The organism is Caballeronia concitans (assembly GCF_001544615.1).
GTDB lineage: Bacteria > Pseudomonadota > Gammaproteobacteria > Burkholderiales > Burkholderiaceae > Caballeronia > Caballeronia concitans.
In genome coordinates, this window is record NZ_FCNV02000004.1 from 256,106 (window position 1) to 267,875 (window position 11,770).

General features: G+C 64.4%; 9 protein-coding genes. 3 read left to right on the forward strand and 6 right to left on the reverse strand.

Features of this window, described 5'->3' with window-relative positions:
* The first annotated feature begins 75 nt into the window (after nucleotides 1-75).
* Nucleotides 76-993, forward strand: coding sequence for a 5-dehydro-4-deoxyglucarate dehydratase (kdgD, locus tag AWB72_RS13465; RefSeq protein ID WP_040052546.1), 918 nt, complete (start codon nucleotides 76-78; stop codon nucleotides 991-993).
* A 116-nt stretch (nucleotides 994-1,109) separates the two neighbouring features.
* Nucleotides 1,110-2,462: an MFS transporter gene (locus tag AWB72_RS13470; protein WP_040052547.1), complete on the forward strand. Its 1,353-nt coding sequence runs from the start codon at nucleotides 1,110-1,112 to the stop codon at nucleotides 2,460-2,462.
* Nucleotides 2,463-2,520: 58 nt separating this feature from the next.
* On the opposite strand, the gene AWB72_RS13475 is transcribed toward AWB72_RS13470, so the two are convergent.
* Nucleotides 2,521-2,850 carry a DUF2322 family protein gene (locus tag AWB72_RS13475; protein WP_040052548.1) on the reverse strand — a complete coding sequence of 110 codons (330 nt, stop codon included), beginning with the start codon at nucleotides 2,848-2,850 and terminating at the stop codon, nucleotides 2,521-2,523.
* Nucleotides 2,851-3,024: 174 nt separating this feature from the next.
* Nucleotides 3,025-4,050: an alpha/beta fold hydrolase gene (locus AWB72_RS13480; RefSeq protein WP_040052702.1), complete on the reverse strand. Its 1,026-nt coding sequence runs from the start codon at nucleotides 4,048-4,050 to the stop codon at nucleotides 3,025-3,027.
* 123 nt (nucleotides 4,051-4,173) lie between these two features.
* Between AWB72_RS13480 and AWB72_RS13485 the strand changes: the two genes are divergently transcribed.
* Nucleotides 4,174-5,115 carry a LysR family transcriptional regulator gene (locus AWB72_RS13485; protein WP_040052549.1) on the forward strand — a complete coding sequence of 314 codons (942 nt, stop codon included), beginning with the start codon at nucleotides 4,174-4,176 and terminating at the stop codon, nucleotides 5,113-5,115.
* Between the two features lie 12 nt (nucleotides 5,116-5,127).
* Here the strand turns inward: AWB72_RS13485 and AWB72_RS13490 are convergent, their stop codons facing one another.
* From AWB72_RS13490 to AWB72_RS13505, 4 genes are all read right to left on the reverse strand, one after another.
* Nucleotides 5,128-7,407 (reverse strand): EAL domain-containing protein, encoded by a 2,280-nt coding sequence (locus AWB72_RS13490; RefSeq protein WP_040052550.1) that lies wholly within the window; start codon nucleotides 7,405-7,407, stop codon nucleotides 5,128-5,130.
* A 70-nt stretch (nucleotides 7,408-7,477) separates the two neighbouring features.
* Nucleotides 7,478-9,616, reverse strand: coding sequence for a hybrid sensor histidine kinase/response regulator (locus AWB72_RS13495; RefSeq protein ID WP_040052703.1), 2,139 nt, complete (start codon nucleotides 9,614-9,616; stop codon nucleotides 7,478-7,480).
* Nucleotides 9,617-9,788: 172 nt separating this feature from the next.
* Nucleotides 9,789-10,427 carry a Vgb family protein gene (locus tag AWB72_RS13500; protein WP_040052704.1) on the reverse strand — a complete coding sequence of 213 codons (639 nt, stop codon included), beginning with the start codon at nucleotides 10,425-10,427 and terminating at the stop codon, nucleotides 9,789-9,791.
* A gap of 46 nt (nucleotides 10,428-10,473) precedes the next feature.
* Nucleotides 10,474-11,703 (reverse strand): hypothetical protein, encoded by a 1,230-nt coding sequence (locus AWB72_RS13505; protein WP_040052551.1) that lies wholly within the window; start codon nucleotides 11,701-11,703, stop codon nucleotides 10,474-10,476.
* Nucleotides 11,704-11,770 lie beyond the last annotated feature (67 nt).

Consider the following 11,770-nt stretch of genomic DNA (forward strand, 5'->3'; position numbering starts at 1 on the left):
CGTTACCGCACCATGTTGTACGATGACCTATAAGCGTTGCATCCGCCGGACGCTCCTCAACGAGACACTCAAATCATGACGACACCGCAAGAACTCAAGCAAATCGTTTCCGAAGGCCTGCTTTCGTTCCCTGTGACCGACTTCGACGCACAAGGCAACTTCCGCGCCGATACCTACGCCGAGCGCCTCGAATGGCTCGCGCCCTACGGCGCGTCGGCGTTGTTCGTGGCGGGCGGCACGGGCGAGTTCTTTTCGCTGACGCAACCTGAATATTCGCAGATCGTGCGCACCGCCACCGAAGTGTGCCGAGGCAAGGTGCCGATTCTCGCGGGCGCGGGCGGCCCGACGCGCACGGCGATCGCGTTCGCGCAGGAAGCCGAGAAGAACGGCGCGCAAGGCATCCTGCTGATGCCGCATTACCTGACCGAAGCATCGCAGGAAGGCATTGCCGCGCACGCCGAGCAAGTCTGCAAGGCGGTGCCGAACATGGGCGTCATCATCTACAACCGCGCGAATTCCAAGCTCAACGCGGACATGCTGGAGCGCCTCGCGGACCGTTGCCCGAACCTGATCGGCTTCAAGGACGGCGTCGGCGAAATCGAAGCGATGGTGACCATCCGCCGCCGCTTAGGCGACCGCTTCTCGTACCTCGGCGGCCTGCCGACGGCGGAAGTCTACGCGGCGGCGTACAAGGCGCTGGGCGTGCCGGTGTATTCGTCGGCGGTGTTCAACTTCATCCCGAAGACGGCGATGGACTTCTACCGCGCGATCGCCGCGAACGATCACGAAACCACGGGCAAGCTGATCGACGAGTTCTTCCTGCCGTATCTCGCCATCCGCAACCGCCGCGCGGGCTATGCGGTGAGCATCGTGAAGGCGGGCGCAAAGCTCGTCGGCCACGACGCGGGTCCGGTGCGCGCGCCGCTCACGGATCTGACCGAAGAAGAAGTGGGCCAGCTGGACGCGCTCATCAAGAAACTCGGCTCGCAATAAGCGACGCACGACGCATCGAGCACCGTAACGGGCGCGCAGACAGGTAGACGCGCCCGCATCGAAAGGGCCGCTCGCGCGGCCCTTCGCGCATCAGAGCCAGAGAGACAGGAGGAGTCATGTCGATGAGCCGCGCCGCCCATCCCGCCGACGTCATGAAGCGCACGAAGGTGCGATACGTCATTCTGTTGCTGATCTTCGCGATCACGACGTTCAACTACGCGGACCGCGCCACGTTGTCGGTGACGGGCGCGGCCATGCGCGCCGAATTCGGTTTCGACGCGATCCGCATGGGCTACATCTTCTCGGCTTTTAGTTGGGCGTATGTGCTGTCGCAGGTGCCGGCAGGCTGGCTGCTCGACCGCTTCGGCGCGCGCCGCGTGTATGCGGCGAGCATCTTCCTGTGGTCACTTTTCACGCTGCTGCAAAGCGCGATCGGCGTGCTCGGCAGCGCGGCGGCGGCGGTCAGCGCGCTGTTCGCGCTGCGCTTCATGATGGGCGCGGCCGAAGCGCCCGCGTTTCCGGCCAACGCGAAGGTCGTCGCGAGCTGGTTCCCGACGAAGGAACGCGGCACGGCATCGGCTATTTTCAACTCGGCGCAGTACTTCGCCGCTGTCGTGTTCACGCCGCTCATGGCGTGGCTCACGCATGCGTTCGGCTGGCATCACGTGTATATCGTGATGGGCATCGCAGGCCTCATGCTCGCCGTCGTCTGGCTCTCGGTGATGAAGCATCCCGCCGATCACCCGAAGGTCAACCGCAACGAACTCGAATACATCGAGCAGGGCGGCGGCCTCGTGCGCGGTCATCAGCGCGCGCGTTCTTCGAGCGATGCCGGTAACGCGAACGCGGTCGGCTGGCCCGTCGTGCGGCAACTGCTCACGAACCGCATGTTGCTCGGCGTGTATCTCGCGCAGTACTGCATCAACGTGCTCACGTACTTCTTCCTGACGTGGTTCCCCATCTATCTCGTGCAGGCGCGTCACATGACGATTCTGCAAGCGGGACTCGTCGCGTCTCTGCCGGCCATTTGCGGCTTCTCCGGCGGCGTGCTGGGCGGCGTGCTGTCGGATTCGCTCATCCGGCGCGGCCACTCGCTGACCGTCGCGCGCAAGGTGCCGATCGTCGGCGGCATGCTGCTGTCGTCGTGCATCATCGGCTGCAACTATGTGAACACGGACTGGATCGTGGTCGCGCTCATGTCGCTCGCATTCTTCGGCAAGGGCATCGGCGCATTGGGCTGGGCCGTGGTCGCGGACACGTCGCCGAAGGAAGCCATCGGTCTCTCCGGCTCCATCTTCAACATGTTCGGCAACATCGCGGGCATCGTGACGCCGATCGTGATCGGCTATCTCGTCGCGAAGACGGGTTCGTTCAACGGGGCGCTCGCGTTCGTGGGCGTCAATGCGCTGATCACGGTGTTCAGCTATCTCGTGATCGTTAAGAAGATCGAACGCGTGCAGTTGCGCTGAAGCGCTTCAATGCAAAGAAAGAGGCGGCCTTTTCGGGCCGCCTCTTTTACGTCGATGCTCAGTCAGCGATCACATCGATCTTCAACGCCTCGCCGCCCGCGACGATCTCCAGCAGGCGATCCACATTCGGATGCGCGCCCGGTCGATTGCGCGCATCGGCGGTATGTTCGGCGAACACCGCGAGGCCGTGCTCGGCGGCTTTCGCGTCCAGCGTGCCGAAGGCCTGCTTCAGATAGTGATACACCGCAAGCGAGCCTTGTTTTCCCGGCTTGTTTTCGATGCTCGCGACAACTGCGCCCGTGCCGTCGATGAGATCGATCCGCTCGATGCCGTCGATGGAAGGCAATTGGGCAAGGTTATCCTTGAATATGTTGGTCGGCTGAATCATGAAGCACACTCCGCGTTTGATAGTCGTCTGTCGAGGCGGGGTATCTTAAACGATGAGCCGGCCGTATCGCGGAATGGAAAGCCATTCAGCCGCAACAAAAAACGGGCGGCATACGGCCCGAAAGCCGCATGGGGGTCATGAGGAAACGCTTTCGCCTCTGACGGCAGCCAATCATCACATGCGATCCACCGCCATCACCGCGTCCGCGAACGCCTTCGGCGCCTCTTGCGGCAAGTTATGCCCGATGCCGCCGCCCACATCGACATGGCGATACTTGCCCGTGAACTTCTTCGCATACGCCGAAGGGTTAGGATGCGGCGCGCCGTTGGCATCGCCTTCCATCGTGATGGTCGGAACGGTGATCGGCGGCGCCGCGGCGAGGCGCTTCTCCAGCGCGTCGTATTGCGGCTCGCCTTCCACGAGTCCCAGACGCCAGCGATAGTTGTGTATGACGACCGCGACGTGATCCGGATTGTCGAACGCTTGCGCGGAGCGCTCGAACGTCGCATCGTCGAAATGCCATTGTGGCGATGCGGTCTGCCAGATCAGCTTCGAGAACTCACGCCGATTCGCTTCATAACCCGCGCGGCCACGCTCGGTCGAGAAGTAAAACTGATACCACCACGCGAACTCGGCCTTCGGCGGCAACGGCGCGCGATTCGCCTCCTGGCTGCCGATCAGATATCCGCTCACCGACACGAGCGCCTTGCAGCGTTCCGGCCACAGCGCGGCCATGATGTCCGCCGTGCGCGCGCCCCAGTCGAAGCCCGCGATGAGCGCCTTCTGAATGCGCAACGCATCCATCAGCGCGATGATGTCCACCGCGACGACCGCCTGCTGACCGTTGCGCGGCGTATCGGCGGAAAGGAAGCGCGTCGTGCCGTAGCCGCGCAAGTAAGGCACGATCACGCGATACCCCGCCGACGCGAGTATCGGCGCGACTTCGGCGAAGGCATGGATATCGTAGGGCCAGCCGTGCAGCAGGATCACCGGCGGGCCGTTCTCCGGACCGGCCTGCGCATAGCCGATATCGAGCGTGCCCGCGTTGATCTGACGAATCTCACCGAACGACGATTCCGCATTCGTCGCGCGTGCCGACTGCGCGCGCACGAGGCCGCTGAACCCCAGTTGCATGACGCCGATGCTGGCGACCGTCGCGCCCAGCAAGCGCCGACGCGATGCGTTGATTGAGTCAGTCATGATGCGTCTCCCGATGAGCGTTTCGATAGCGTTCATATTGGCCGCATCGAACCGTGCGAGCAAGAGCAACAAAGTTCACGTATCGTTGCTTGGTGAGCAACGCATCGACAACAGAGGATTGCCATGCGCGAAATCAATCAGCAGCGTCTGCGCTACTTCAACGAGGTGCTCGCGCACGGCACCATTCGCGGCGCGGCAGATCATCTGAACACGTCGCCATCCGTCATCGCGCGGCAAATCAAGCTGCTGGAACATGAACTCGACACGACGCTCTTCGACCGCGAAGCGCGCGGCGTGCGGCCGACCGAAGCGGCGTTTCATCTGCTCGAATTCTGGCGTGGGTATCGGTCGCAACAGGAGAAGCTCGAAGACCGGCTGCACGCGTTGAAAGGGCTACAGCAGGGCGATATCCGCATCGCGGTCAGCGAAGGTTATGTGGACACGCTCGTCGACGATGTGCTCGCGCCCTTCTGCGCGCAATATCCCGGATTGAATATCGCGGTAGACATGCTCGCCGTCGATGACGTGATCGACGAAGTCGCGCAAAGCCGCGCGCATATCGGGCTGGCGTATAACCCGCCGCCGCATCCGCGCATCGAGATTCGCGCGAGTTCCGCGCAGCCCGTGGTGGTGCTCGCGCGGCGCGATCATCCATTGGTCGCGCGCCGCGGCGCGATACATATCGGCGATCTGCTCGACCATCCGCTCGCGCTGATGCCGCCTTCCTTCGGCATCGGCCATGTCGTGAAGATGATCGAGATGACGGACAACATCGCCATTCGCGCGACGCTCACGACCAACTCGCTTTCGGCATTGAAGCGGATGGTGAGCGCGGGCAACTTCGTCACGCTGATCGGTGCGTTCGCGGCTTATCGCGAGATTGCGAGCGGCGAGATGAAGACCGTGCCGATTGCGCATCCCGTCCTCGAGAATACGCATGCGCGCGTCCTCGTGAAGGCGGGCAGACCGCTCGCGGCGGGACCGCATGAGCTATTGCAATGGATGTTGGATCGCATGCCCATGTTCAGCACGCGCGATACGCCCAGGAAGAAGCGGCGGCGATAGCGCGCCGTGCTTTCAGCGCACGGTTTCCGCTTCCGCACAGCCGATCTGCTCCATCAACGTATCGAGCGCGACGGGCCGCGCACGCAGGAAGCCCTGCATCTTGTCGCAGCCTGCTTGCCTGAGATGCTCGAGTTGCTCGCGCGTCTCGACGCCTTCGGCCACCACGGTCACGCCGAGCTTGTGCGCGAGATCGATCACGCCTTCCACGACGGTTCGCATCATCGCGTCGGTGGCGATGTTGTCGACGAACGACTTATCGAGCTTCAGCACATCGGGCCGGAAACGCGCGAGATAGCTGAGACTCGAATAGCCGGTGCCGAAATCGTCGATGGCAATGCGCACGCCCATTGCGCGGATGCGGGCGAGCACTTCCTGCGCATCGTCGATATTTTCGATTAATGCGGACTCCGTAATTTCCAGGGTGATGCAGCCCGAATCGATGCCGCATCGCTTCATCGCATGCAAGAGCACGGACACGAGACGCGGATCGCGGAACTGCTTCGGCGACACGTTCACGGCCACCGAGCGCACACCGGGCGCGGCCACCGCGAGACGGCCGGCCGCCTGCACGGCTTCGCGAATGATCCAGTGTCCCGCTTCGACAATCAGCCCGCTCTCTTCGAGCACCGGCACGAACTCGCCCGGCGCAATGAGTCCGAGCTGCGGATGATCCCAGCGCAGCAGCGCTTCGACGCCCGCGAGCGCGCCCGTCTCCACGCAATATTGCGGCTGATAGTGCAGCAGGAAGCGGTTGCCGCGAATGGCGTCGTGCAGCTCGGACTCGAGATGCGCGCGCGCCAGATCGCCCTTTTCGCTTTCGCCGAACACGCGAAACGCGTTGCGTCCGGCGCGCTTCGCGGCGTACATCGCCATGTCGGCGCTGATGAACAGGTCCTCGGGCGTGCGGCCATGATCGGGATAGAGCGCCACGCCCGTCGAGCAGGTCATGGTGACGGTGCGGCAACCCACCTTGATCGGACGATGACACGCCACCGCAAGGCGCCTGCACGCGCGCTCGATGCGTTCCTGGTCGAAGCGGCCCGGCAAGATGACGGTGAATTCGTCGCCGCCGGGGCGTCCCGCCACCGCGCCTTCCGGTATTGCTTCGGCGATGCGCGCCGCGATCGCCTTGAGCACGGCATCGCCTGCGCTGTGGCCCGCGGTATCGTTGATGGACTTGAAGCGGTCGATATCGATGAACAGATATGCGAACGGCTCGCCCGATGCGCAGCGTTCCACGAGCGCATCGGTCATGGCGTTGCGGTTGCGCAGGCCCGTGAGATTGTCGATGTTCGCCAGCCGATGCAATTCCTGCAGACGCATGCGCTCGTCGGTGGCATCGACGCAGACGCTCACCACGCGCGACACCGCGCCGTCCTCGTTCACCGGATAGATGTCCGCGCGCACCCAGCGCGTGCGTTCATCGGGCAGACATAGACGGAAGTAGCTCTGCGAAGGCGCGCCCGTGTTCACGGCTTCGCGCATCTTGCTGCGCAGGCTCGGGAAATCGTCGGCATGCACGCGCTGCATCCACGCGGTCTTGTCGGCTTCGAGCGCGGCCACCGGCATTTCCCACATGCGCTCGAATGCGGAACTCACGTGAAGCAGTTCGCCGAAGTCATGCGTCGTGGTCCAGAAGACGGCATCGACGTGATCTTCCATGTCTTTCTGCACGCGCGCATTGCCGCGCAGTTCTTCGATGAGCGCGACTTCCGCCGTGATGTCGCGCGACTTGCACAGCACCGAGACCACGCGGCCCGCTTCGCCATAAACCGGCGCGAAGCTCGACGTCCACCATTTGAGCGAACCCGTCATGGTTCGGTACGCGCCCGAAAACGAGGTCGATTCACCCGCCTTCGCGCGTTCGAACGCATTGCGCGCATCGGGGACGTCCCAGGTGGCGATCCAGTCCATGCCGACGATATCGCGCGCGCACGACGCATCGATCAGCTTGCGGCCCACGTCCGAGATGCACACGACGCGGCCGTCGAGATCGAGCAGCTTGAGGCAGTCTTCCGCGATGGAAAGCAGTCCGTTCGAAAGCTGTTGCGCGGCGAAGATCTGCCGCCGCCATTGAAACATCTGGTGAATGAGCGTCATCCCGGCGGCCACTGCCGCGCCGAGCAGCACGTTCCAGGGCAGCGGCACGAACGGCGTCATCAACGCGACGAGCGCGACGCCCAGGATGGGCAGTGCGAACGCGTCGAGGCGGCGCACGCATGCAATGTACGGAAATCGCCAGGCGACCGTTTCGCCGATCGTCCCGAGAAAATCGCTCGCTCTCTCCTGCACCGCTTTTATTCCTTTCCGACGTGATCCACGTGAAGCGCCTTGGTGCTTATCGGCGGTGTCGGGAAAGTCTTTAGCGGGACGGTTTCAATGCATCGAGCGCCGCCGCCTTGAGCGCCGCCGCGATTTCCTTGGCGAGCGCTTCCGCGCGATACGGCTTGCTCATCAGCGTCACGTTGCTGCGCAGGACGCCGTCGCGCGAAATCACGTCGCGCGTGTAGCCGGATACGTATATGACCGGCACCGGGCGGCGCTGCGCGAGCGCCCATTCGGCGAGATCGGCGCACTTGACCTTGCCCGGCATCACGACATCCGTGAGGATCAGATCCACGCCGATACCGCTTTGGAGCACGCTCATCGCGGCATCGCCGTTGGACGCCTTGAGCACCGTGTACTGCATCGCTTCGAGGATCCCGACCGTCGACGAAAGTACGGCAGGATCGTCATCGACGACGAGCACCGTTGCGCCGCCCGTGACCGTCGCGAGCGCGCTCTTCACGGCGGGCGCGGCTTCGTCGGCGAAACTGCGCGGGAAATAGAGCTGGATGGTCGTGCCCGCGCCGACCGTGCTCGATATGTCGATATGCCCGCCCGACTGCTTCACGAAGCCGAACACCATGCTGAGGCCGAGGCCCGTGCCATGACCTTCCGGCTTCGTCGTGAAGAACGGCTCGAACGCGCGCTCGAGCACGTCGGCGGGCATGCCCGAGCCGGTATCGGACACGGACAGGCGCACGTATTCGCCGGGCGACAGATCGAGACCGGCGCAGGCGGCTTGATCGAGCACGTCGTTGCTGCACGCGAGCGTGAAGCGGCCGTCGCCGCGAATGGCGTCGCGTGCGTTGATCGCGAGATTGAGCAGCGCGTTTTCAAGCTGATTCCGATCGACGCAGAAATTCCACGGATCGTTCACGATCTTCGTCTCGATCAACACCGACGCGCCCACGGCGTGCTGCAACAGCTCGCGCATTTCATCGAAGAGCCGCCGCGGATTGATGACCACGGGCGACTGCGGCTGCCTTCGCGCGAATGACAGCAATTGCGACGCGAGCTTCGCGCCGCGCTGCACGGCTTCCATCGCGGCGTTCAGTCGAAGCGGCACGCGCGGGTCCGTGGGCGGCAGATAGCGCAGCAGTTCCAGATTGCCGCTGATGGCCTGCAGCGTGTTGTTGAAGTCGTGCGCGACACCGCCGGTCATCGCACCGAGCGCTTCCATCTTCAGGCTTTGACGCAACTGCGCCTCCACCGCGACGCGCGCGGCGACCGCCTCGGATATCTTGTCTTCGAGCCCGCGCGTGAGTTCCTTGAGACTTTCTTCCGCGATCCGCCGATCATGAATATCGATGATCACGCCCGGAAAGCGCGACGGCTGCCCGTGTTCGTCGTAGTCGCAGCGGCCGGTCGCGAGAATCCACGTCCATCCGCCGCCAGGGGCGCGAATGCGATATTCCGCCCGATACGGCACGCCTTCGCGCACGGTGCGCTCGATGAGCGCGCTCACATGCGGAAGATCGACGGGATGCACGGTGCCGAGCGCCGCTTCGAGCGGCCAGCCTTCTTCCAGTTGCTCGGGCGGAACGGCGAAGGTGCGGGCGAACCGCCCGTCGCCGCGAACGCGGTTATTCGGAATGTCCCACACGAAGAGGCCGAGCACCGCGCCGGAATTGAGCGCGAGATGCAGGCGTTCGTTGGCGTCGGCGGCCACGGCCTCCGCTTCCGTGCGGCTTTGTTCGAGCATCACGCGCTCGGTCGTTTCGACGACGATCGCCAGCACGCCGAGCGGCACGCCTTCACTGGATGCAACGGGGCTGTAGTGCAGATCGAGCCACACTTGCGCGGGCTTGTCGCCGCGTTCGAGCATGAAGTCGATGTCGTGATAAGACAGCGCTTCGCCGCGCAACCCCGTATCCACCACGTTGCGATTGAACGCCGCGCCTTCGGGCCACGCTTTTTCGATCGGCATGCCGAGTATGGCGGGATGCCGCGGGCCGGAAAACGCGGCGTAGGCGTCGTTGTAGAGCAGCGTGCCTTCCTTGCCCCACAGCACGGCCATCGGCAACGCATTGCGCAATATGATCTGCACGACGGAGGTGAGCGCTTGCGGCCATTCGTCGATGGAACCGAGCGGCGTCGTGGTCCAGTCGAAGCTGCGAATGGCGCGCCCCGCCTCGCCGAACCATGAGTCGAATGTCGGGTGATCGGAAACGTTCAAAATCAAAAGCCGGCCCTTATGCTGAGAAAACCATCGCACGCGGTCTCACCATTCGAGCGATTCGAGCGATGCGCGCCAGTTCGTCAGCATAAAGGCTAATTCCGCGTCGCGCGACAGGATGTGTTGCGTCGTCTCGCCCGCGGCACGCATCGCTATCGACGGCTTCCGCGCGTCACTGCGCTTTGGGCTTTCGAACGGCGCGCACTTTCCCCGTTCGGCCGCCGCCGCAAAAGAAGCGGTCCGCGCCGTCCGATTCGAGTCCCGACACCGCGACGCCCTCCGGCATGTCGAGGCGTTCGATGACTTCCCCGGTGCGGGCATCGATATGCCGGATGTCGCTTTCGTCGCCTTCCCACGTTCCGTGCCACAGTTCGCCGTCCACCCACGTCACGCCCGTCACGAAGCGGTTCGATTCGATGGTGCGCAACACCGCGCCGCTCGCGGGATCGATCTGATGAATCCGCCGCTCGCGATATTGCCCGACCCACAGCGTGCCTTCGCCCCACGCGAGTCCCGAGTCGGCGCCGCCGCCCGGCGCGGGAATCGTCGAAAGCACGCGACCTGTTTCGGGTTCGATCTTCTGGATGCGATCCTCGGCGATCTGATACAGATACTCGCCGTCGAAGGCCGTGCCCGCATGCGCCGGCACGTCGATCTTTCGTTGCAGCGCGCCGCTCTCGGGGTCCAGCGCGTTGAGCGTGTCGCCGGCGGCGAACCACACGGCGTGGCCATCGTAGGTCAGGCCGTGCACGGCTTCCACTTCGGGAAAAGGCCCATATTCACGGATGATTTCTGCTTTCGCGTGTTTCATGTGTGTGTCCTCGCTCGTTTGCATCGGCTCGATGCATGAGTCGATGCTAGCCGCTCGCGAGATCGGCGGGGAGTAACAAGGCCGTCGCGAATCCGGGCATCGGCGGCATGGGCGGCATCATCCAGCGGCGGGCGCGGCCGCGTCCGAACGATTGCACCTTGCCCGCCGATGCGAGTCCTTCGAGCGCGCGCTGCACCGTGCGCTGGCTCGCGTTGAGCGCCAGCGCGAGCGCCGAGCTGGACCACGATTCGCCATCGGAAAGACACGCCAGCAGCGATGCGTGATCGTCATCGACGGGACGCGCCAGCACCGCAACCGTCTCTGCATGACGCGGCGCGAGCGCATAGCCATCGCGTGTTGCATGCACGCCCGCGAGCGGATGCAACACGGTCCGCAGGCGGCCCATTTCCACGCGAAGCCGCGCGCGATGCGTCTCGTCTGCATGCCGGATGCGAAACGCGCGGGCGATCAGCGCGTCGCGCGGGGTATCGGCGGGCCACGCTTCGGCAAGCATGCGCACAAGCGTGAAGAGCACGGGACGCCGCGTGAGCGACACGAGCGCATGCGCGTCGCGCACGACGTTGCGGCATGCATCGACAACGAGCGCATTCGATGTAAACAAAGCCTCGACATCGTCGAGCGAGAGAAGCCACGTTTCGCCACGAACGATGACCCGCGCGGCGGGCATATCGAGACTGCGCGATGCGCTCTCCACTTCGGCGAGGAGCGCGGGAATGGCGGCATGGTGCGCGGCGGCTCTTGCACGCATGAGCGCGATGCGCGCGGCCTTCGTCTGCACGCGACGCATCGCGATGCCCGCCGCCATCAGTTCATGCGCGGCAAGCAACGCGGGCGGCAGCGGCGCGGTATCGATCGCGGCGAGCCTGTGCGCGGCCTCGTCGATACGGCCGATCAGCAACGCGCGCCGCACTTCGAGATAACGCGCATGCGCCGCGTTGATGTGATCGCCGTGGGCGTCGAGCGTCGCGCGCGCGTGATCGAGCGCCTTCGCGCGCCATGCAAGCTCGCGCGACGCCAGCGCGATCTCCGCTTCCGCGACGACGCATCGCGCACGCGCCACCGCTTCCTTCGCGCCGAATGCGCGCGCCGCGCTGCGGACGAGCACCTTCGCGCGCCCGAAGTCACCGAGCTGCGCCAGCGCGATGCCGCGTAACGCGAGCGCGGGCGCATCGTTGCGCAACGCGACGCGATTCAGCGCGCCGAGCGGATCACCGGCCGCGAGCGCGCGCGCCGCCGCCGTGATCAACGAGTCCATGCGAATCGCGCCACACTTGTCACTCCCCGCGTCGAATGCGTCGCACTAATCTAACACCATGCATCGC

Bases quoted from the DNA above. Each gene is read 5' to 3' on its own strand.
- kdgD (WP_040052546.1), top strand. From the start codon at position 76: ATGACGACACCGCAAGAACTCAAGCAAATCGTTTCCGAAGGCCTGCTT.
- AWB72_RS13470 (WP_040052547.1), top strand. From the start codon at position 1,110: ATGTCGATGAGCCGCGCCGCCCATCCCGCCGACGTCATGAAGCGCACG.
- AWB72_RS13475 (WP_040052548.1), bottom strand. From the start codon at position 2,850: ATGATTCAGCCGACCAACATATTCAAGGATAACCTTGCCCAATTGCCT.
- AWB72_RS13480 (WP_040052702.1), bottom strand. From the start codon at position 4,050: ATGACTGACTCAATCAACGCATCGCGTCGGCGCTTGCTGGGCGCGACG.
- AWB72_RS13485 (WP_040052549.1), top strand. From the start codon at position 4,174: ATGCGCGAAATCAATCAGCAGCGTCTGCGCTACTTCAACGAGGTGCTC.
- AWB72_RS13500 (WP_040052704.1), bottom strand. From the start codon at position 10,427: ATGAAACACGCGAAAGCAGAAATCATCCGTGAATATGGGCCTTTTCCC.
- AWB72_RS13505 (WP_040052551.1), bottom strand. From the start codon at position 11,703: ATGGACTCGTTGATCACGGCGGCGGCGCGCGCGCTCGCGGCCGGTGAT.